Origin of the sequence: Lysinibacillus sp. FSL P4-0201 (assembly GCF_038593425.1) — a bacterium.
GTDB lineage: Bacteria > Bacillota > Bacilli > Bacillales_A > Planococcaceae > Lysinibacillus > Lysinibacillus capsici.
Map to the genome: position 1 here is coordinate 3,561,841 of NZ_CP151995.1, position 20,991 is coordinate 3,582,831.

Genomic DNA, 20,991 nt, shown 5'->3' on the forward strand with positions numbered 1-20,991 from the left:
GTAGATGCAATTGCATCTACTGTTTCTAGTATGACCCGTACGGGATTCGAACCCGTGTTACCGCCGTGAAAGGGCGGTGTCTTAACCACTTGACCAACGGGCCCATGGCGGAGAAGGAGGGATTTGAACCCTCGCGCCGGTTACCCGACCTACACCCTTAGCAGGGGCGCCTCTTCAGCCTCTTGAGTACTTCCCCAAAATAAAAATGGCTCCGAAGGCAGGACTCGAACCTGCGACAACCTGATTAACAGTCAGGTGCTACTACCAACTGAGCTACTTCGGAATAATGGTGGGCCTAAATGGACTCGAACCATCGACCTCACGCTTATCAGGCGTGCGCTCTAACCAGCTGAGCTATAGGCCCTTGGAGCGGGTGATGGGAATCGAACCCACGACATCAGCTTGGAAGGCTGAGGTTTTACCATTAAACTACACCCGCATAAATGGTGGGTCAGGACGGAATCGAACCGCCGACACTTAGAGCTTCAATCTAATGCTCTACCAACTGAGCTACTGACCCATTTCGTCCATGCTAAGCTTGCTCACTTTTTTGCTTCTCATGACTTTTATTTTAAAAATGGCGGTCCCGACCGGGATCGAACCGGCGATCTCCTGCGTGACAGGCAGGCATGTTAACCGCTACACCACGGGACCTTTTGGTTGCGGGGGCCGGATTTGAACCAACGACCTTCGGGTTATGAGCCCGACGAGCTACCACTGCTCCACCCCGCGATAATTTTATGTTGTTTCGAGTTTTTAAAGCACCATTTATAAAAATTTAAAACTGGAGGAGGTAGAGGGATTCGAACCCCCGCGCGGTGTTACCCGCCTGTCGGTTTTCAAGACCGATCCCTTCAGCCAGACTTGGGTATACCTCCGTTACAATATATAAATGGTGGACCTTGCAGGACTCGAACCTGCGACCGGACGGTTATGAGCCGTCTGCTCTAACCAACTGAGCTAAAGGTCCTTTAAGATGGCGGCAGAGGGGATCGAACCCCCGACCTTACGGGTATGAACCGTACGCTCTAGCCAGCTGAGCTACGCCGCCAGGATCTTTATACTGGTTAATTTACTTATGGTGGAGCCTAGCGGGATCGAACCGCTGACCTCCTGCGTGCAAGGCAGGCGCTCTCCCAGCTGAGCTAAGGCCCCATAATCTTTTTGGAAATGGTCGGGAAGACAGGATTCGAACCTGCGACCCCTTGGTCCCAAACCAAGTGCTCTACCAAGCTGAGCTACTTCCCGTTGTTCTTTTGGCGCGCCCGACAGGAGTCGAACCCATAACCTTCTGATCCGTAGTCAGACGCTCTATCCAATTGAGCTACGGGCGCATTTAAAATGGTGCCGAGGACCGGAATCGAACCGGTACGGTAGTCACCTACCGCAGGATTTTAAGTCCTGTGCGTCTGCCAGTTCCGCCACCCCGGCACATTTGGAGCGGAAGACGAGGTTCGAACTCGCGACCCCCACCTTGGCAAGGTGGTGTTCTACCACTGAACTACTTCCGCATGTGCATAAGCTTTTTTATCTGGCAATGAAAATAATGGTGCGGGTGAAGGGAGTCGAACCCCCACGCCTTGCGGCGCTAGATCCTAAGTCTAGTGCGTCTGCCAATTCCGCCACACCCGCTTATTATTATTTATAAATGGTGAGCCATGAAGGACTCGAACCTTCGACCCTCTGATTAAAAGTCAGATGCTCTACCAACTGAGCTAATGGCTCGAAAAAATGGTGCCGGCTATAGGAATCGAACCCACGACCTACTGATTACAAGTCAGTTGCTCTACCTGCTGAGCTAAACCGGCATATGGTGGAGGATGACGGGCTCGAACCGCCGACCCTCTGCTTGTAAGGCAGATGCTCTCCCAGCTGAGCTAATCCTCCTGGGTATTATGCCTAGCGACGTCCTACTCTCACAGGGGGAAGCCCCCAACTACCATCGGCGCTAAAGAGCTTAACTTCCGTGTTCGGTATGGGAACGGGTGTGACCTCTTTGCCATCATCACTAGACTTGCACATGGATGTGCTGGCTTCTGCATTACAATAAGGACATTGCATTCTTAGCAGAAGTTCCTATATGTTAAGCTTCAACATTCACTATGTATAAAAGCTCTCATGAAAGAGTTGTTCTTTCAAAACTGGATAAACGGCGCATTGAATGTTTCAAACTTTTTTGGTTAAGTCCTCGATCGATTAGTATTCGTCAGCTCCATGTGTCACCACACTTCCACCTCGAACCTATCTACCTCATCGTCTTTGAGGGATCTTACTTACTTGCGTAATGGGAAATCTCATCTTGAGGGGGGCTTCATGCTTAGATGCTTTCAGCACTTATCCCGTCCACACATAGCTACCCAGCGATGCCTTTGGCAAGACAACTGGTACACCAGCGGTGTGTCCATCCCGGTCCTCTCGTACTAAGGACAGCTCCTCTCAAATTTCCTACGCCCACGACGGATAGGGACCGAACTGTCTCACGACGTTCTGAACCCAGCTCGCGTACCGCTTTAATGGGCGAACAGCCCAACCCTTGGGACCGACTACAGCCCCAGGATGCGATGAGCCGACATCGAGGTGCCAAACCTCCCCGTCGATGTGGACTCTTGGGGGAGATAAGCCTGTTATCCCCGGGGTAGCTTTTATCCGTTGAGCGATGGCCCTTCCATGCGGAACCACCGGATCACTAAGCCCGTCTTTCGACCCTGCTCGACTTGTAGGTCTCGCAGTCAAGCTCCCTTGTGCCTTTACACTCTACGAATGATTTCCAACCATTCTGAGGGAACCTTTGGGCGCCTCCGTTACCTTTTAGGAGGCGACCGCCCCAGTCAAACTGTCCGCCTGACACTGTCTCCTGCCCCGCTAAGGGGCATGGGTTAGAATTTCAATACAACCAGGGTAGTATCCCACCGACGCCTCCTTCGAAGCTGGCGCTCCGAGATCTCTGGCTCCTACCTATCCTGTACAAGTTGTACCAAAATTCAATATCAGGCTACAGTAAAGCTCCACGGGGTCTTTCCGTCCTGTCGCGGGTAACCTGCATCTTCACAGGTACTATAATTTCACCGAGTCTCTCGTTGAGACAGTGCCCAGATCGTTACGCCTTTCGTGCGGGTCGGAACTTACCCGACAAGGAATTTCGCTACCTTAGGACCGTTATAGTTACGGCCGCCGTTTACTGGGGCTTCAATTCGCAGCTTCGCTTGCGCTAACCACTCCTCTTAACCTTCCAGCACCGGGCAGGCGTCAGCCCCTATACGTCACCTTACGGTTTTGCAGAGACCTGTGTTTTTGCTAAACAGTCGCCTGGGCCTATTCACTGCGGCTCTCATGCGCTTGCACGCTCAAGAGCACCCCTTCTCCCGAAGTTACGGGGTCATTTTGCCGAGTTCCTTAACGAGAGTTCTCTCGCACACCTTAGGATTCTCTCCTCGACTACCTGTGTCGGTTTGCGGTACGGGCACCTCTCACCTCGATAGAGGCTTTTCTTGGCAGTGTGAAATCAGGAACTTCGTCCATACGGACTCGCCATCACAGCTCAACGTTACAGTGTGCGGATTTGCCTACACACACGCCTTACTGCTTGGACGCGCACAACCAACGGCGCGCTTACCCTATCCTACTGCGTCCCCCCATTTCTCAAACGGTGAGGAGGTGGTACAGGAATATCAACCTGTTGTCCATCGCCTACGCCTATCGGCCTCGGCTTAGGTCCCGACTAACCCTGAGCGGACGAGCCTTCCTCAGGAAACCTTAGTCATACGGTGGACGGGATTCTCACCCGTCTTTCGCTACTCATACCGGCATTCTCACTTCTAAGCGCTCCACCAGTCCTTCCGATCTGACTTCAACGCACTTAGAACGCTCTCCTACCACTGACATCGTAGATGTCAATCCACAGCTTCGGTGAATCGTTTAGCCCCGATACATTTTCGGCGCAGCGTCACTCGACCAGTGAGCTATTACGCACTCTTTAAATGATGGCTGCTTCTAAGCCAACATCCTGGTTGTCTGTGCAACGCCACATCCTTTTCCACTTAACGATTACTTTGGGACCTTAGCTGGTGGTCTGGGCTGTTTCCCTTTTGACTACGGATCTTATCACTCGCAGTCTGACTCCCGTGTATAAATATCTGGCATTCGGAGTTTGTCTGAATTCGGTAAACCGGGATGGCCCCCTAGTCCAAACAGTGCTCTACCTCCAGTATTCTCATCACGAGGCTAGCCCTAAAGCTATTTCGGAGAGAACCAGCTATCTCCAAGTTCGATTGGAATTTCTCCGCTACCCACACCTCATCCCCGCACTTTTCAACGTGCGTGGGTTCGGGCCTCCAGTAAGTGTTACCTCACCTTCACCCTGGACATGGGTAGATCACCTGGTTTCGGGTCTACGACCACGTACTATTTCGCCCTATTCAGACTCGCTTTCGCTGCGGCTCCGCCTTCTAAAGCTTAACCTCGCACGTAATCGTAACTCGCCGGTTCATTCTACAAAAGGCACGCTATCACCCATTAACGGGCTCTAACTACTTGTAGGCACACGGTTTCAGGATCTCTTTCACTCCCCTTCCGGGGTGCTTTTCACCTTTCCCTCACGGTACTGGTTCACTATCGGTCACTAGGTAGTATTTAGCCTTGGGAGATGGTCCTCCCGGATTCCGACGGAATTTCACGTGTTCCGCCGTACTCAGGATCCACTCAGGAGAGAACGAACTTTCGACTACAGGGCTTTTACCTGCTCTGGCGGACCTTTCCAAGTCGCTTCATCTAACTCGCTCTTTTGTAACTCCGTATAGAGTGTCCTACAACCCCAAGAGGCAAGCCTCTTGGTTTGGGCTCTTCCCGTTTCGCTCGCCGCTACTCAGGGAATCGATTTTTCTTTCTCTTCCTCCAGGTACTTAGATGTTTCAGTTCCCTGGGTCTGCCTTCAAGACGCTATGTATTCACGTCAAGATACTACGCGATTAAACGTAGTGGGTTCCCCCATTCGGAAATCTCCGGATCAAAGCTCACTTACAGCTCCCCGAAGCATATCGGTGTTAGTGCCGTCCTTCTTCGGCTCCTAGTGCCAAGGCATTCGCCGTGCGCCCTTAATAACTTAACCAAGTTATTAAGCCTATAAAAAACTTAAAAAATAAATGTGTTTGTTACAATTTCAATGTCGTTTTATCCAGTTTTCAAAGAACAAGTTTTGAAGTGTTTCATTCAGATAGAATGAACCTTCAAAACTGAACGCAAAACGTAATCTTACAAACCCAAGGTTTGTATTCCGAAATAATCCTTAGAAAGGAGGTGATCCAGCCGCACCTTCCGATACGGCTACCTTGTTACGACTTCACCCCAATCATCTATCCCACCTTCGGCGGCTGGCTCCAAAAGGTTACCTCACCGACTTCGGGTGTTACAAACTCTCGTGGTGTGACGGGCGGTGTGTACAAGGCCCGGGAACGTATTCACCGCGGCATGCTGATCCGCGATTACTAGCGATTCCGGCTTCATGTAGGCGAGTTGCAGCCTACAATCCGAACTGAGAACGACTTTATCGGATTAGCTCCCTCTCGCGAGTTGGCAACCGTTTGTATCGTCCATTGTAGCACGTGTGTAGCCCAGGTCATAAGGGGCATGATGATTTGACGTCATCCCCACCTTCCTCCGGTTTGTCACCGGCAGTCACCTTAGAGTGCCCAACTAAATGATGGCAACTAAGATCAAGGGTTGCGCTCGTTGCGGGACTTAACCCAACATCTCACGACACGAGCTGACGACAACCATGCACCACCTGTCACCGTTGCCCCCGAAGGGGAAACTATATCTCTACAGTGGTCAACGGGATGTCAAGACCTGGTAAGGTTCTTCGCGTTGCTTCGAATTAAACCACATGCTCCACCGCTTGTGCGGGCCCCCGTCAATTCCTTTGAGTTTCAGTCTTGCGACCGTACTCCCCAGGCGGAGTGCTTAATGCGTTAGCTGCAGCACTAAGGGGCGGAAACCCCCTAACACTTAGCACTCATCGTTTACGGCGTGGACTACCAGGGTATCTAATCCTGTTTGCTCCCCACGCTTTCGCGCCTCAGCGTCAGTTACAGACCAGAAAGTCGCCTTCGCCACTGGTGTTCCTCCAAATCTCTACGCATTTCACCGCTACACTTGGAATTCCACTTTCCTCTTCTGCACTCAAGTCCCCCAGTTTCCAATGACCCTCCACGGTTGAGCCGTGGGCTTTCACATCAGACTTAAAGGACCGCCTGCGCGCGCTTTACGCCCAATAATTCCGGACAACGCTTGCCACCTACGTATTACCGCGGCTGCTGGCACGTAGTTAGCCGTGGCTTTCTAATAAGGTACCGTCAAGGTACAGCCAGTTACTACTGTACTTGTTCTTCCCTTACAACAGAGTTTTACGATCCGAAAACCTTCTTCACTCACGCGGCGTTGCTCCATCAGGCTTTCGCCCATTGTGGAAGATTCCCTACTGCTGCCTCCCGTAGGAGTCTGGGCCGTGTCTCAGTCCCAGTGTGGCCGATCACCCTCTCAGGTCGGCTACGCATCGTCGCCTTGGTGAGCCGTTACCTCACCAACTAGCTAATGCGCCGCGGGCCCATCCTATAGCGACAGCCGAAACCGTCTTTCAGTCTTTCACCATGAAGCAAAAGAGATTATTCGGTATTAGCCCCGGTTTCCCGGAGTTATCCCAAACTATAGGGTAGGTTGCCCACGTGTTACTCACCCGTCCGCCGCTAACGTCAAAGGAGCAAGCTCCTTTTCTGTTCGCTCGACTTGCATGTATTAGGCACGCCGCCAGCGTTCGTCCTGAGCCAGGATCAAACTCTCCATAAAAGAAATTTGATTAGCTCAAATTGTTTTGCTGGCATCATGTTTGATGTCCAAAATTGTGTTTCGTTCACTAGCAAAACTAGCTACTTAAAACTTTATTGATTACGTTTTGCTTGTTCAGTTTTCAAGGTTCATTTTATTTAAGTCGTTTTCAGCGACTTTATTATCTTATCTCATTCCCAACTAAAAGTCAACAACTTTTCAAAACTTTATTTCCAAGCGTTCCTTCTTGTTAAGGACAAGTAATAATATATAATATAGCATTTTAAAAATCAAGCATTTTTCTTAAAAAAATTAAAAATCTTTTTAATATCTATTACAAACAATAGAATTCCTGCTAATACAATCAATCCACCGATGATTTGTGTCATGATTAAATACTCTTTAAATATCACCAAAGCTAAAAGAGCAGCTCCTACAGGCTCAAATAATATAGCAATTGAAACAACATTCGTGCTGACGTATTTAATTGACCAATTAAACAAAGTATGACCAAGTAAATTTGGTATTAACGCTAATAAGATAAACCATAACCACTCCATAGAAGAATATGGACCAAAAGATTCCCCTTTAACCATTACATATATAAATAAAGTGATGGTACTTACAACATATACAACCATTGTATAGGTTACAAGTGATAATCTCTTACGTACATCCTGTCCTAATAGAAAATAAGCTGTCGCTAGTGCACAAGCAACGAGCGCCAGTACATCTCCATATAAGGCTGTTCCACTTACTTTAAAATCGCCCCAACTAATTAAAACACTTCCTATTATTGCAATTGATCCTGCTACGATTGTTTTCATCGTAATTTTCTCTTTAAAGAAAAAGTAAGTGCCCACAAACGCAAACAAAGGTTGTAGTGTTACTAAAACTGTTGAACTTGCTACTGAAGTATAGTTGAGTGATTCAAACCATAATATAAAATGAAAAGCTAAAAAAATCCCTGCAACTGAAGAAAATAGCCAATCACGTCTTTTTAAAGTCGTTAACTCCTTTGTATATCCCCTTAAAAACCATGGCGCCATGATTAAAACGGAAAATAGCATGCGATAAAATGCTATAATCCCCGCTTCCGCCGATGCTAATTTCACAAAAATAGCTGACATCGATACTGAAATTACACCAATCACAATCGGGATGTATGGATGGATTTTTGGCTGCTCCAAAAAACCCCACCTTCCTAAAAAAATACTTATATGTCCTTACTTCATGTTGTACAATACAAAAAAGTGATGCACATATAATAATGACATTTTGCATATCTCTTAGCAATACGAAATATCAATGGAGGGTTGTGTATGGAAACATTATTCGAAAATATGATTACATATGAAGTTGGCATAAAATTAGTTATTGCAGCCACATTAAGTTTAGTAATCGGTATCGAAAGGGAATTAAAGAAAAAACCAGTTGGATTAAAAACAAGTTTAGTTATTGCTACTTTCAGCTGCTTATTAACGATTATCTCCATCGAAACTGCCTACTCAACCCCCGCTAGAGAAGATATTAATATTACGATGGACCCTCTTCGTTTAGCCGCACAAATTGTTAGTGGAATTGGCTTTCTTGGTGCAGGAGTCATTCTAAGACGCGGGAATGACAGCATTACGGGTTTAACAACCGCTGCTATGATTTGGGGAGCCGCTGGTATTGGTATTGCGGTTGGTGCAGGTTTTTACATGGATGCAACACTAGCTGTTGTGATCATTGTTTTTGGAATTGAAGTACTATCACCTTTTCTTATGAAAATCGGACCAAAGCGAATTCGTATGCGGGAAATTTTGTTAAAAGTCCAAATTGATGATGACAACCATACAGAATCATTTCTATTATTTTTAAAGGACAACAACATTATCATTGAAAATATACGCATTAAAGATGTGCACTTAAAAAACGATAGTGTTTTACATGAGTTAGATTTACGTCTTTCCTTAATCGTCTCGGATAATTTGTTGTCATTTTATCGTTCATTACGAGCACTATCTTATATAGAAAAAATCGAAATGGAAATTTTAAACTAGTTGGAGGATTTTTTATGGCAGAACTATTTAAACTACTAAAAGACGGTAACAAACCCTCTCTAATGGCTGCATGTGTAAATGCATTTTTAGGAATTATTAAAGGAATCGCCTTTTTCTTTACAGGTAACGTTGCGATGTTTGCAGAAATGATGCACTCTCTAGGCGATGCAGCAAACCAATTATTTGTGTATATAGGTTCAGCACTCTCTAAAAAGGCACCTACAAAACAATTTCCCGGTGGCTTTGGTCGTATTGTCAATTTAGTATGCCTTTTCGCCGTAATAATTGTAGCTATCCTTTCTTATGAAACAATAAAAGAAGGTTGGCATCATTTTATTCATCCCACAGGAGAGTCTAGCGGGATATTGATTGCCCTAGGAGTATTATTCATCGGGATTGTTTTAGAAGGGACAGTGCTAGCTAAAGCGGCTGCAGAAGTGCTACATGAATCAGGTCAAGAAAAAGCAGGTATCGCATCTATTCCGAAAGCATTCACATACTTGAATAGAGCAAAACCGGCAACAAAATTAGTTTTTATGGAAGATTTAGTTGCTACTGGGGGCAACTTCTTAGCCTTTGCTGCTATTTTAATTGCTTATTTTACAGGTTGGGGTCGAATAGAAGGACTAGTTTCGATGATAATTGGGGTCATGATGTTTTATGTTGTAGGTAAAGTATTCCTTGATAACGCACGTGGTGTCATTGGTGAAACTGATGAAGAGATGTTAAACCATATCGCTCATCTCGTAATGGATGATCCAAATATCAAAGATATTGTGCGTCTTGAAGTGATTAAAGAAGGAGAATTTTTACATGTAGAATTAGTGGCTGAAGCTGATCCGCTTTTATCGTTAGCCTTTTTAGATGATGTTCGGGATCATTTAACAGAGGTAATCCTAAGCCAAAAAGGAGTATCTAAAGTAGCTATATTATTCGACGAAGATGATGGGAAAACAAGCTGGATACATGTTGGTGAAAAACCAAACAACTCCATTTAATACTTTATAAAAACAAATAGCCAATTGCCGTATTTCAGGCAGTTGGCTATTTGTTAGACTAATTTTAAATTAGGAATATCCTCATAACCTACATAAACATGGTTTGTAATCATAAAAGTAAGTAATTTATTACAAGCAATCATTTGTCTTTTACCATTCTGCTGAATAACGATTTTTGAAAATAGTAAGGAGGCTTGACGATTAGCTAATGCATATTCTTCTGCATTGAGAATATTTCTGCCATCCACATGACAACCCAACACGAAATTTCCTAAAAAAGAATCCTTTAATACATTCGGATGCATGGATTGGTAATGTACTTCAGCAATTGAATCTTCTATATTCATAAATTGATGGGCTACCAAATAATGTTTTAAAGCACCTTTTAAATCAATTGCAATAGCTGTATCTGCTAAAATTGTTCGATAATAAACAGGAACAATCTCAGCACCCCCCAAATACGGCTTAACTTCTACAACAATTTCTCCAGAAGGACGAACAAATAATTGTACAATTGCTTTATTTACACCATCCGAAAAAATAACATTCGTTCGCCCAAAACGCACGCTTTTAAAAAATATACTTTGATCTACAATGTATCCAGTGATAATTTTATCATTTTCAATTTGCAATGATTTGGCTTCAATCCCCAATACCTCTACACAATTTTGCATTTTATAAACATGTTGCTGAAATGGCATTTCTATACAACTTAATGTAACAATACGATCCTGTAGCAATTGTTTCAACATTTGATCCCTCTCCTCTTTGTTTAATATTGTAATTATTTTAGTAAAGGTGGCTGAACAACTTCTGAACATTGACACACGAATTGACTGATTACGACAAAAAACTATCCTTTTCTGTCATTCCATAAATCACCTTATAGCAAAACAATCTACAATATAGGTTGAATGACTCAGTTAAAAACATGACTTTCATCACATAAAATAAAGAAAAATACATTTATATTCCTTCTATTATGTATCTATCTTATTATATTGCAGGACTAAAGAAACTTCTACGACAAAATTCTACATTAATCGTTAATTTTTCTTAACCTTGCAATAAAAAAAGTATGAGGCTATTAGCATAGTCTCATACTTAAAGTATTAAAGAGAATTTCGTAAAATGGTTCTTACATCTTCCTCTTGCAATCGATTAAAGTTGCCAAAAGGGCCATTTTGCATAGCATGATCTACAATTTGCTGGAATTTCGAATCATCAATATCGTAATCTGCCAAACGACTAGGTGCCCCTAATGATGTCCAAAATGCAGATAAACGATCAATCCCCTCATAAGCAACCTCTTCTACTGTTTTACCTATTGCCTCGACTCCAAACACACGTGTTGCTATACCTGCAAAACGCTCAGGATTTACTGGTACATTTAAACGCATCCAATGCGGTTGAAGAATGGCTAAACCACCTGCATGTGGAATGTCATATACAGCAGATACAGCATGTTCAATATTATGAGATGCCCAATCCCCTCGTGAACCAATTGATAGGAATCCATTTAAACCAATTGTCCCTGCTAATAGAATGGTTTCGCGTAACTTCGTATTTTCTAGGTCCTCTAATAATTTTGGAGCTGTCGTAATAACTGTTCGCAATACCCCTTCACACATTTCATCTGTGATAGGAGTATTCGTTGTATTGTGGAAATATTGCTCAAATACATGCGACATCATATCCACTATTCCATACACAGTGTGATTTTTAGGTACAGTCACTGTATATGCTGGATTTAGTATTGAAAATTTCGGGAAGGCTGCTGGACTACCCCAACTTAGTTTTTCTTCTGTAGCAGCATTCGTTATCACAGATCCAGCATTCATTTCTGAGCCTGTAGCAGCAAGTGTTAATACCGTTCCTAGTGGTATAGCTTGTTCTACAAACACTTTACGTTTCACGATATCCCAAGCATCGCCATCATACTTAGCGCCAGCAACAATTAATTTAGAACAATCGATTACTGAACCACCACCCACAGCAAGAACTAAGTCAATTCCTTCAGTTTTGCATATCTCAATACCTCGTCTAGCTGTTTCCACTCTTGGATTTGGCTCTACACCACCTAATTCAAATACGGTTTTATCCGCCTGTTGTAATTTTTCTATAACAGCATCGTATACACCATTCGATTTAATACTTCCGCCACCATATACAACTAATACCTTGTTTCCAAATTGCTCTAATTCTTTCGGCAATTTTTCAAGTGCATCCTCACCAAAATGTAGTTTCACTGGGTTAAAAAAAGTAAATGAATCCATCTAATTCGCCCCTTTCTAGTTGGATTTTCTCATAATCACGCTAGAGAAAGCAAAGATTAAACGCTGTCAACACTTTGCTATTTCGAAAGCGTTTTTTCAAACTGTTCAGATTTTGTTCAGACAATAGTTGTATAGTACTACTCATTACATAAGATAAAAGGAATTTTTGCACATGCTTATTATTGTAATTGTTGTCGTAACCATAATTTTGGGCTTTTTTCTGCTAAGATTTTTTAAAATCAAAAAAATAAGAAACGAAAAAAAGATGCTATTAGAGCAGCGCCTAGACCACCTTCTTCAATCAAATAAAAACGAAAAAAATGAGTCATCCCAATAATATAGGAATGACTCATTATCTTCTTTTTACTTAAACCCAACCACGGAAGCGAGAAGCTTCTGCAGTACGGCGAACACCTACCATGTAAGCTGCTAAGCGCATGTTGATGTTACGTGTTGTTGCTGTTGTATATACATTATCAAATGCTTCGACCATTTTTTTGTATAGACGTTCTTCCACTTCTTCTTCTGTCCAATAATAACCTTGGTTATTTTGCACCCATTCAAAGTAAGAAACTGTAACTCCACCTGCAGAGGCTAATACGTCTGGTACAAGTAAAATGCCACGCTCTGTTAAGATTTTAGTTGCTTCAGCTGTTGTTGGACCATTTGCTGCTTCTACTACGATATTTGCTTTCACATTATGTGCATTGTCAGCAGTAATTTGGTTTTCAATAGCAGCTGGTACTAAAATATCACAATCAAGCTCTAACAATTCTTTGTTTGAAATTGTGTTTTCAAATAGAGTAGTTACTGTTCCGAAGCTATCGCGACGATCTAATAAATAGTCGATATCTAAACCTTCAGGATCATGAAGTGCACCATAAGCATCTGAAATACCGATTACTTTCGCACCTAAATCATGCATGAATTTTGCAAGGAAGCTTCCTGCGTTACCAAATCCTTGAATAACAACACGAGCACCTTTAATATCAATACCACGTTTTTTTGCTGCTTCTTCGATTACGATTGTAACACCTTGTGCAGTCGCACGGTCACGACCTTGAGAACCACCAAGTACTAGTGGCTTACCAGTGATGAAGCCTGGAGAGTTGAACTCATCCATTCGGCTATATTCATCCATCATCCATGCCATAATTTGTGCATTTGTAAATACGTCTGGCGCAGGAATATCTTTTGTTGGTCCTACGATTTGACTTACCGCACGAACATAGCCACGGCTTAAACGTTCGATTTCGCCCATTGACATTTGACGAGGATCACAAATGACACCGCCTTTACCACCGCCGTACGGTAGATCGACAATACCACATTTCAATGTCATCCACATTGAAAGCGCTTTAACTTCCTCCTCAGACACTTGTGGGTGGAAACGAACCCCACCTTTAGTTGGTCCTACAGCATCATTATGTTGTGCACGGTAACCAGTAAATACTTTTGTTGTACCATCATCCATTTTCACTGGGATACGTACTTGTAGCATGCGAAGCGGTTCTTTTAGTAATTCATACATTGCTTCATCATAGCCAAGTTTATTTAGAGCATCTTGAATGACATCTTGTGTTGATGTGAAAAGATTTAAGTTTTCAGACATTATTAAATCGCCTCTTTGTTTTTTTTAATGATAGTTATCGGCATCATTGTAACATACTTCCGAATTAAAATGTGAACATTTTGTTAAAGTTTAAATACTTTTTCAATTTGTTCAATTGACCAATCTAAATCCTCTTGAGAAATAACAAGTGGTGGTGCAAAACGAATTACTGTATCATGTGTTTCTTTACATAATAGACCTAATTCTTTAAGTTTTTCACAGTATGGACGAGCTGCTTCTGTTAGCTCCATACCGATAAATAAACCACGACCACGTACTTCCTTAATAACTGGGTTGTTAATTTCTTTTAATTTACCTTTGAAGTATTCGCCAAGTTCGTGTGAACGCTCTGCTAATTTTTCATCTAATAATACTTTAATTGATGCAATTGAAACTGCACAAGCTAAAGGATTACCGCCAAAAGTTGAACCATGTGAACCCGGGTTGAATACACCTAAAATACTACGGTTTGCAGCCACACAAGAAATTGGGAATACGCCGCCACCTAGAGCTTTACCCAAGATATACATATCTGGTTCTACTTCTTCCCAATCACAAGCAAACATTTTACCTGTACGTGCTAAACCAGCTTGAATTTCGTCAGCAATGAAAAGTACATTGTTTTCACGGCAAAGTTCACGAGCTGCTTTTAAGAAGCCTTCTGTTGGAATGACGATACCCGCTTCACCTTGAATTGGCTCAATTAAAAATGCAGCAGTGTTTGGTGTAATAGCCGCTTTTAAAGCTTCAAGATTACCATAATCTACTAATTTAACATTTGGTAGCATTGGACCAAAACCACGACGGTATTCTTCATCAGAAGATAAAGATACAGCTAGCATTGTACGACCATGGAAGTTACCATTACATGCAATAACTTCAGCTTTACCTTCTTCTACGCCTTTTACATCATATGCCCAACGACGAGCTGCTTTAAACGCAGTTTCTACTGCTTCAGCACCAGTATTCATTGGTAATACCATTTCTTTATTTGTTAATTTCCCTACTAGCTCATACCATTCACCAAGGTTTTCACTGTAAAAAGCACGTGAAGTTAACGTTACTTTATCAGCTTGCTCTTTTAAAGCAGCGATAATTTTTGGGTGACGGTGTCCTTGGTTTACTGCTGAATAAGCAGATAACATATCTAAATATTTGTTACCTTCTGGATCTTTAACCCAAGCACCCTCAGCCTCTGAAATAACGATTGGCAGTGGATGATAGTTTGCTGCACCAAAATTTTGTGTTTGTTCAATAACTTGTTGAGTTTTTGTCATATCCTATTCTCTCCTTACTAATCATGTTGAAAAACTTTATAAAAGAAAGGGACTATGTATCACTATAAGTAGAATGATTAAGAATATAGCAACAATTCAAACGGTAAATTTGCTAACTTCTCCAAGGTAAACTACGTCATGAAAGTCTACGGTTTTAGCCAGGTAGCGTTACCTGGAGAAGTGTCACAAATTCATTCAAAATGCCTCAATTTCTACCTACTTTGAACAGCCCTCACGTCAATGTGAAAATTAAAGCATTTCTGAAGTTGTTTTTGCTTGCATATGCAGTTGTAGGTAGTCTGGGCCACCTGCTTTTGAATCTGTACCTGACATGTTGAAGCCACCAAATGGTTGGTAACCTACGATTGCACCTGTACAGCCACGGTTGAAGTAAAGGTTTCCTACATGGAATTCTTCACGTGCTTTTTCTAGGTTCATACGGTTTGTTGTGATAACAGCGCCTGTTAAACCGTATTCTGTATCGTTTGCAATTTCAATCGCATGGTCGAAATCTTTTGCTTTTGCAATGGCTACCACTGGTCCGAAGATTTCTTCCTTCATAATACGAGCAGAAGGCTCTACGTCCGCGAATACAGTTGGTTGTACGAAGTAGCCGACTGAATCGTCTGCTGTACCACCAGCTACTAAACGACCTTCGCCTTTACCGATTTCGATGTACTCTGTAATTTTATTGAATGCTGCTTGGTCAATAACTGTTGCCATGAAGTTGCTATAATCAGTTGGGTCACCCACTGTTAAAGCGTTTGTTAACTCTTCTACGCGATTTACCACTTGCTCATACACATCTTCTACGATGACAGCACGAGAACATGCTGAACATTTTTGACCTGAGAAACCAAATGCTGATTTCACGATGGATTGTGCAGCTAATTCTAAATCTGCTTCTTTATCCACTACGATTGTATCTTTACCGCCCATTTCAGCGATGACACGTTTAATCCAAATTTGGCCTTCGTTTAATACAGATGCACGTTGGTTGATACGTAAGCCAACATCACGTGAACCTGTGAAGCTGATGAAGCGTGTTTTTGGATGATCGACTAAGTAGTCACCTACTTCAGCACCAGAACCTGGTACGAAGTTCACCGCACCTGCTGGAAGACCAGCTTCTTCTAATACTTCGATAAATTTATACGCTATAACTGGCGTTGTTGAAGCTGGTTTTAATAACACTGTATTCCCTGTTACTAAAGCAGCTACTGTTGTACCAGCCATGATTGCAAATGGGAAGTTCCAAGGAGAAATGACAATACCGATTCCTAATGGAATGTAGTCATAACGATTATATTCACCTGGACGGCTTTCGACTGGCTGACCGTTTTTAATGCGTAGCATTTGGCGACCATAGTATTCCATGAAGTCGATTGCTTCCGCTGTATCTGCATCAGCCTCTGCCCATGGTTTCCCCGCTTCTTTTGTTAATAGTGCAGAGAATTCATGTTTGCGACGACGGATAATCGCTGCCGCTTTGAAAAGAACGTCCGCACGAATGGCTGGATCAACTTTTTTCCATGTTTTGAATGTTTCATCTGCCGCTTGCATCGCTTTTTCAGCTAAATCTTTGCTTGCTTTCGAAACGCGACCAATGACTTCTGTTTTCTTTGCAGGATTGTACGAAACGATTTTATCTTCTGTTGTAATGCGCTCGCCACCAATAATTAGTGGGTAGTCTTGACCTAAGTAACCTTCAACTTTATTTAAAGCCTCTACATAAGCATTGTAGTTTGCCTCTTGTGAAAAATCTGTGAATGGTTCGTGTTTGTATGGAATCATACTTAATCCTCCCTTGTGAGATGTGTTTGGGTATGCAAAAAACATTGACGCAAAATATCTTTGCGTATAAAATATTCTTACACTTATTATAATGCAAAATTTCGTTGCATATTTCAAGTAAAAAATTTTTGAGGTGCACATTTTTATGAAAAATTCTGAACCTTTACTACCTTTTTATGAGTTTATTGCAACAAATGTATCCGTTGGTATTCATGCAGTAGACCTATCTGGCAAAACGATTATTTACAATACGAAAATGAAAGAAATTGAAGGATTTCATTTTGATGAACTTGCGGATCGTTCCATTATTGAAATGTTTTCCTTCCGTCAACATGAAAGTACGTTAATGCGTGTTTTACAAACGGGAAAAAAAGAAATTAACGTTAAACAATCCTACTGGAATAAAAATGGTCATGAAATTACAACAATCAATGATACTTTTCCACTTTTTGTTGAAGGCAAACTGATTGGCGCAATTGAATTTGCACGTGATATTACCTCTCTGGAAAAGCTTGTTTATCAACCCCTTCGTCGTTACGATGAACCATTAACATTTGATATGATTAAAGCTGATTCTGAATCCATGAAGCAGGTTATCGACAACGCTAAAAAAGCAGCTGCTGTAAAATTACCAGTATTATTAATTGGCGAATCTGGCACAGGGAAAGACTTAGTAGCAGAGGGCATTCACCACGCCGCTTCACCTGATCCTGATGCCTTTGTGACACTCGTTAGTCGCCGTTCAGCTCAATCGGTGCTTGATAAATTACAGCAATTATTAGAAGAAGATAAAGATTACACCTTCTTCTTCGAACGTATAGATTTTTTAAGCTTAGACATTCAAGAGCAACTTTTGGATATACTACATTCACTTCCACAGTCCAAATATATGCTAATTGGCAGTGTGGGCAGTGATCCCATTACATTGATTGCCGAAAAGAAGCTGTCAAAATCTCTATATTATTTCTTTGCTACAATGGCCATTACCATTCCTAATTTAACGGATCGAAAAGAAGACATTCTTCCATTTGTAGAAGATTATTTTAGTCGACATCGAGAACGATTTGCTTCACAAGTCACTGAACTTGCACCAGATGTACAGGAATTATTTTTACAATATGATTGGCCAGGAAATCTAAAAGAGCTTGAGCTACTACTGGATGAAATTGTTTCATTTATGACAACGGAATCCACTGTTACTTCGGATTTATTACCTTTACATTTCCGCTTCAAAGTGCAGCAGCAAGATACAAATAATCGTGAACCAGAATTTTTTATGTTCCATCAAAATCACAATGTCATGCCACTCGATGCCTATTTGCGTGAAGCCGAATCATATTATGTGCAAAATGTCTTAAATTTATATGAGGGCAATATTACAAAGGCAGCGAATGCACTTGGTATGAGCAGACAAAACCTGCAATATCGAATCCGCAAAATAAAAAAGCAATAGAAAAAACGAGGATACTTTCATTCGAAAGCATCCTCGTTTCTTTATTGACCAGATTGTTCAATCCAGTCCTGCAATTTATCTTTTAAGGAATTAAAACCATTTGCATCCGATTCATCTACACGGTCCTGCAATGATTTACGTGGTGGTGCATCTTTTTTTCTTACTGTTGCTGGGCGATCCTGTAGCGCTCTCATCGATAAACTAATTTTTTCGGCCTCTTCATCGATTTCAAGAATCTTGACTTCAACTTCTTGCCCAACAGCTAAAAATTCACTAACGTCCTTCACAAAGCCGTATGTTATTTCCGAAATATGCACAAGGCCTTGCGTATTGTCATCTAGTGCAACAAATGCACCGTATGGTTGAATACCTGTAACTTTTCCGGTCAACACGTCTCCTAATTCATATTTTTTTACCATAACCTTTGCCCACTTTCTTTTGTTTGCTACGTATATATCGCTTAAATTATAACATACGTGTAAAAACGGGGCAAAAAATCATCTCATCAATCCATGATACCAATTATACGGTAAAAACCATCTTCATTTTGAGATAATCTAAACAAAATTTGCTTGCCATACTCTTTTTGATGTTCTTCATCAAGTCGTACAGCCACCATTGGATAAATTCCATTGTATTGTGATATTTGGCTAATTATGGATAATCCTTTTACTTTGTTTAAAAAATCAGACTCTATTTCTACATTTGATAGGATTACTTTCTCTTGCAATGATTCATCTCCAATAGAAATTGCATATAAATAAAGGGATACCATATTTAAAGGACTGAGCTGATTAATAAATGGTTCAGGGTCACTTTTCAAATACTGATCATAAATTCTCTTAATTTGTGCAATCTCTGCATCATCGATGTCTACAATATTAAATTCTTCAACTGCCGTATCTTTCCTAACTTGCAAAATGGCCGTTGAAATATCTTGTATTGACAGCCCTACTAACGTTTCTGAGTTGTTATATTGGTGTAATTCATTTAAAATAGTTGCCGCATTCTTTGTCATTACCTCCCCATACTTTCCATTAGCAACTTTTTGTAAAAAATTCAGGTATTCTTTATTAACGATTCCCTTTTCAGCATACACTTGATAATTAGTGGATCCTTTCATTAGAGCTAACCAAGTATTTTCAAATACTGCCTTTAATTCCTTATAAGTAACATTCGCCGTATTGATATCAAACAACAATGAACGCTCCATAATTTTCAAGGATTCAGCTGTTTCTTCTCGTGTATACCTCAAGCCTTCTTCTCCTACTAAAAATCCTTTTTGTAAAAACTCAAAGTAACCAAAAATATCAGGGTGCATGTATTTTGTAGGCTCAAAAGCAAATTCCCCATCGATGGGATTAGCTTTAAAATAATAGGAACCATCCGTATCCAAATGAAGTTCCATATATTGCTTGCTTGCTGTTTCAATGATTGCTTTTAAATCTGATGGATACTGACTACGATCTATCTTTTTCTTGAAAAACTGTTCATAAGGTTCAAGTAAAGAATTAAAATACATTTCTATGTCATTAAGCGATTGCTTATATAAGCTAAAGATTCCGTAAGATTCATTAAAGGATAATGGCCCATATCCTTTGATTGTCTCTAAGGCTCGTCTTGGGGTCATTAATCCGTCTAAAATTTCTTTCTCCATTATTTGCAATTCCCAATCCTCTTCTATCGGACGTTCGTAACTCGTATAGAAGGCCAACATGGAATCTGCATTTTGAATATATGAAAAAGTATTCAGTTCTTCTACTGAAACTTTCAACTCTCTACTTATATCTTCTTTCACTCTCTTATATTTCTTGGTGATTCGCTCTACCCATTTTTCATACGTCCCTATCGTTTTGTCATCATTTTCTTGGGAAATCTGTTTATCACTGTTATTGTATGTTTCAGGCTGTCTAATCATATATGAAGTTCCTAATAAACCCACTAATAACACGCTCGCAATACTTACAAACCAAACAACCGACTTTTGCCATCTTGAGGGGCGCTGATGACCTTTATTGATAATTTCAAAAGATAATTCCTTGGATATATCCTCTTCTTCAATTTGTTTAAAGACAGTATCAGGATCAAGCTTCGCTTCCATTCGTTCATAGGATTTTTTCAGTAGTGCCATACGTTGGTCAAATTGCTTATCATCCATTTTCAACACTCCCATCTTGCATTAATGCTGCCTTTAGCTTTTCCTTCGCTCGTAATAATCGCACTTTCACCGTCGATAACGAAATATTTAAAACTTCAGCGATTTCTTCGTATTTTAATTCGTGGAAATAATACAACACGAGAGGATAACGGTATTTTTCGTCAAGTGCCTGAATAGCACGATGTAGATGCCTGTCCTCTTCAAACAAAAGAACATCCTCTTCAGCAGATGAATGAGTCTTCTGCTGTTGGGCTTGTAGCTTGTCCTCTTTAGCCTGCTGCCGTTGTTCCTTACGATAATAATCACGCGTAGCATTTAATGTGATTTTATAGAGCCACGTGGTAAATCGATCCTGTTTAAATTGGTGTAAAAAGCGATATAGTTTAACAAATACCTCCTGTGAAACATCAGCTAAATCATTTGTATGTACGCCACATTGAAAGGCAAACTTTTCAACGGTTTGCTGATGTATGCGGATAAGCTCGATATAGGCTTCTTTATCTCCTTGCTGCGCCCTTGCTATTAGTTCAACCTCCGTCATAGCTCTCCCCCCTTTTTGATA

General features: G+C 41.5%; 12 protein-coding genes, 20 tRNA genes and 3 rRNA genes. 3 read left to right on the forward strand and 32 right to left on the reverse strand.

What is annotated here, in order from left to right:
- Positions 1–31: 31 nt before the first annotated feature.
- The 24 genes from MKY76_RS17855 to MKY76_RS17970 form a co-directional block, all read right to left on the reverse strand.
- Positions 32–103 (reverse strand) — tRNA-Glu (locus MKY76_RS17855).
- 2 nt (positions 104–105) lie between these two features.
- A tRNA-Ser gene (locus MKY76_RS17860) sits at positions 106–196 on the reverse strand.
- 10 nt (positions 197–206) lie between these two features.
- Positions 207–283: transfer RNA gene (locus MKY76_RS17865), tRNA-Asn, on the reverse strand.
- A 4-nt stretch (positions 284–287) separates the two neighbouring features.
- Positions 288–364, reverse strand: a tRNA-Ile gene (locus tag MKY76_RS17870).
- Between the two features lies 1 nt (position 365).
- Positions 366–439, reverse strand: a tRNA-Gly gene (locus MKY76_RS17875).
- A gap of 5 nt (positions 440–444) precedes the next feature.
- A tRNA-Phe gene (locus MKY76_RS17880) sits at positions 445–520 on the reverse strand.
- A gap of 58 nt (positions 521–578) precedes the next feature.
- A tRNA-Asp gene (locus MKY76_RS17885) sits at positions 579–654 on the reverse strand.
- A gap of 3 nt (positions 655–657) precedes the next feature.
- A tRNA-Met gene (locus tag MKY76_RS17890) sits at positions 658–732 on the reverse strand.
- A gap of 53 nt (positions 733–785) precedes the next feature.
- Positions 786–878, reverse strand: a tRNA-Ser gene (locus MKY76_RS17895).
- Positions 879–893: 15 nt separating this feature from the next.
- Positions 894–970 (reverse strand) — tRNA-Ile (locus MKY76_RS17900).
- 7 nt (positions 971–977) lie between these two features.
- Positions 978–1,051, reverse strand: a tRNA-Met gene (locus MKY76_RS17905).
- Between the two features lie 28 nt (positions 1,052–1,079).
- Positions 1,080–1,155: transfer RNA gene (locus MKY76_RS17910), tRNA-Ala, on the reverse strand.
- A gap of 16 nt (positions 1,156–1,171) precedes the next feature.
- Positions 1,172–1,248: transfer RNA gene (locus tag MKY76_RS17915), tRNA-Pro, on the reverse strand.
- Positions 1,249–1,257: 9 nt separating this feature from the next.
- Positions 1,258–1,334: transfer RNA gene (locus tag MKY76_RS17920), tRNA-Arg, on the reverse strand.
- Between the two features lie 8 nt (positions 1,335–1,342).
- Positions 1,343–1,431: transfer RNA gene (locus MKY76_RS17925), tRNA-Leu, on the reverse strand.
- Between the two features lie 5 nt (positions 1,432–1,436).
- Positions 1,437–1,511, reverse strand: a tRNA-Gly gene (locus MKY76_RS17930).
- A gap of 36 nt (positions 1,512–1,547) precedes the next feature.
- Positions 1,548–1,632, reverse strand: a tRNA-Leu gene (locus tag MKY76_RS17935).
- A 17-nt stretch (positions 1,633–1,649) separates the two neighbouring features.
- Positions 1,650–1,725, reverse strand: a tRNA-Lys gene (locus tag MKY76_RS17940).
- 7 nt (positions 1,726–1,732) lie between these two features.
- Positions 1,733–1,808 (reverse strand) — tRNA-Thr (locus MKY76_RS17945).
- Positions 1,809–1,811: 3 nt separating this feature from the next.
- Positions 1,812–1,887 (reverse strand) — tRNA-Val (locus tag MKY76_RS17950).
- A 10-nt stretch (positions 1,888–1,897) separates the two neighbouring features.
- Positions 1,898–2,013: ribosomal RNA gene (gene rrf / locus MKY76_RS17955) — 5S ribosomal RNA — on the reverse strand.
- 163 nt (positions 2,014–2,176) lie between these two features.
- A 23S ribosomal RNA gene (locus MKY76_RS17960) occupies positions 2,177–5,104 on the reverse strand.
- A 181-nt stretch (positions 5,105–5,285) separates the two neighbouring features.
- Positions 5,286–6,837 (reverse strand): 16S ribosomal RNA (locus MKY76_RS17965).
- Together the 16S, 23S and 5S rRNA genes with 20 tRNA genes alongside form the textbook arrangement of a ribosomal RNA operon.
- Before the next feature lie 269 nt (positions 6,838–7,106).
- Positions 7,107–8,006 (reverse strand): DMT family transporter, encoded by a 900-nt coding sequence (locus tag MKY76_RS17970; RefSeq protein ID WP_131522567.1) that lies wholly within the window; start codon positions 8,004–8,006, stop codon positions 7,107–7,109.
- Positions 8,007–8,138: 132 nt separating this feature from the next.
- Between MKY76_RS17970 and MKY76_RS17975 the strand changes: the two genes are divergently transcribed.
- Together MKY76_RS17975 and MKY76_RS17980 are read left to right on the forward strand one after the other, a co-directional pair.
- Positions 8,139–8,861: an MgtC/SapB family protein gene (locus MKY76_RS17975; protein WP_004233792.1), complete on the forward strand. Its 723-nt coding sequence runs from the start codon at positions 8,139–8,141 to the stop codon at positions 8,859–8,861.
- Positions 8,862–8,875: 14 nt separating this feature from the next.
- A complete protein-coding gene (locus tag MKY76_RS17980; RefSeq protein WP_342556916.1) occupies positions 8,876–9,859 on the forward strand; it encodes a cation diffusion facilitator family transporter in 984 nt (327 codons plus the stop codon).
- Positions 9,860–9,912: 53 nt separating this feature from the next.
- Here MKY76_RS17980 and MKY76_RS17985 read toward each other — a convergent pair whose 3' ends face one another.
- From MKY76_RS17985 to pruA, 5 genes are all read right to left on the reverse strand, one after another.
- Complete coding sequence (locus MKY76_RS17985; RefSeq protein ID WP_048395809.1) at positions 9,913–10,611, reverse strand: hypothetical protein; 699 nt, start codon at positions 10,609–10,611, stop codon at positions 9,913–9,915.
- A 360-nt stretch (positions 10,612–10,971) separates the two neighbouring features.
- A complete protein-coding gene (locus tag MKY76_RS17990; protein WP_048395807.1) occupies positions 10,972–12,135 on the reverse strand; it encodes an iron-containing alcohol dehydrogenase in 1,164 nt (387 codons plus the stop codon).
- A gap of 367 nt (positions 12,136–12,502) precedes the next feature.
- Positions 12,503–13,747 carry a Glu/Leu/Phe/Val dehydrogenase gene (locus tag MKY76_RS17995; protein WP_004233781.1) on the reverse strand — a complete coding sequence of 415 codons (1,245 nt, stop codon included), beginning with the start codon at positions 13,745–13,747 and terminating at the stop codon, positions 12,503–12,505.
- An 83-nt stretch (positions 13,748–13,830) separates the two neighbouring features.
- Positions 13,831–15,024 carry an ornithine--oxo-acid transaminase gene (locus tag MKY76_RS18000; RefSeq protein ID WP_004233780.1) on the reverse strand — a complete coding sequence of 398 codons (1,194 nt, stop codon included), beginning with the start codon at positions 15,022–15,024 and terminating at the stop codon, positions 13,831–13,833.
- Positions 15,025–15,273: 249 nt separating this feature from the next.
- Positions 15,274–16,818 (reverse strand): L-glutamate gamma-semialdehyde dehydrogenase, encoded by a 1,545-nt coding sequence (gene pruA, locus MKY76_RS18005; RefSeq protein ID WP_279495853.1) that lies wholly within the window; start codon positions 16,816–16,818, stop codon positions 15,274–15,276.
- 145 nt (positions 16,819–16,963) lie between these two features.
- On the opposite strand from pruA, the gene MKY76_RS18010 reads away from it, so the two are divergent.
- On the forward strand, positions 16,964–18,271 hold the full coding sequence (locus tag MKY76_RS18010; RefSeq protein WP_103118704.1) for a sigma 54-interacting transcriptional regulator: 1,308 nt from the start codon (positions 16,964–16,966) through the stop codon (positions 18,269–18,271).
- A 41-nt stretch (positions 18,272–18,312) separates the two neighbouring features.
- Here the strand turns inward: MKY76_RS18010 and yugI are convergent, their stop codons facing one another.
- The 3 genes from yugI to MKY76_RS18025 all read right to left on the reverse strand — a co-directional run bounded on the left by yugI (position 18,313) and on the right by MKY76_RS18025 (position 20,970).
- On the reverse strand, positions 18,313–18,690 hold the full coding sequence (gene yugI / locus MKY76_RS18015) for a S1 domain-containing post-transcriptional regulator GSP13 (RefSeq protein WP_004228409.1): 378 nt from the start codon (positions 18,688–18,690) through the stop codon (positions 18,313–18,315).
- 86 nt (positions 18,691–18,776) lie between these two features.
- Positions 18,777–20,429: a hypothetical protein gene (locus MKY76_RS18020; RefSeq protein WP_103118705.1), complete on the reverse strand. Its 1,653-nt coding sequence runs from the start codon at positions 20,427–20,429 to the stop codon at positions 18,777–18,779.
- Positions 20,422–20,970, reverse strand: a complete 549-nt coding sequence (locus tag MKY76_RS18025; RefSeq protein WP_048394469.1) for a sigma-70 family RNA polymerase sigma factor — start codon at positions 20,968–20,970, stop codon at positions 20,422–20,424. Before MKY76_RS18025 ends, MKY76_RS18020 begins: the two co-directional genes overlap by 8 nt.
- Positions 20,971–20,991: the final 21 nt, after the last annotated feature.

Bases quoted from the DNA above. Each gene is read 5' to 3' on its own strand.
- MKY76_RS18000 (WP_004233780.1), bottom strand. From the start codon at position 15,024: ATGACAAAAACTCAACAAGTTATTGAACAAACACAAAATTTTGGTGCA.
- MKY76_RS17985 (WP_048395809.1), bottom strand. From the start codon at position 10,611: ATGTTGAAACAATTGCTACAGGATCGTATTGTTACATTAAGTTGTATA.
- MKY76_RS17980 (WP_342556916.1), top strand. From the start codon at position 8,876: ATGGCAGAACTATTTAAACTACTAAAAGACGGTAACAAACCCTCTCTA.
- yugI (WP_004228409.1), bottom strand. From the start codon at position 18,690: ATGGTAAAAAAATATGAATTAGGAGACGTGTTGACCGGAAAAGTTACA.
- MKY76_RS18010 (WP_103118704.1), top strand. From the start codon at position 16,964: ATGAAAAATTCTGAACCTTTACTACCTTTTTATGAGTTTATTGCAACA.
- MKY76_RS17990 (WP_048395807.1), bottom strand. From the start codon at position 12,135: ATGGATTCATTTACTTTTTTTAACCCAGTGAAACTACATTTTGGTGAG.
- pruA (WP_279495853.1), bottom strand. From the start codon at position 16,818: ATGATTCCATACAAACACGAACCATTCACAGATTTTTCACAAGAGGCA.
- MKY76_RS17975 (WP_004233792.1), top strand. From the start codon at position 8,139: ATGGAAACATTATTCGAAAATATGATTACATATGAAGTTGGCATAAAA.
- MKY76_RS17995 (WP_004233781.1), bottom strand. From the start codon at position 13,747: ATGTCTGAAAACTTAAATCTTTTCACATCAACACAAGATGTCATTCAA.
- MKY76_RS18020 (WP_103118705.1), bottom strand. From the start codon at position 20,429: ATGGATGATAAGCAATTTGACCAACGTATGGCACTACTGAAAAAATCC.
- MKY76_RS18025 (WP_048394469.1), bottom strand. From the start codon at position 20,970: ATGACGGAGGTTGAACTAATAGCAAGGGCGCAGCAAGGAGATAAAGAA.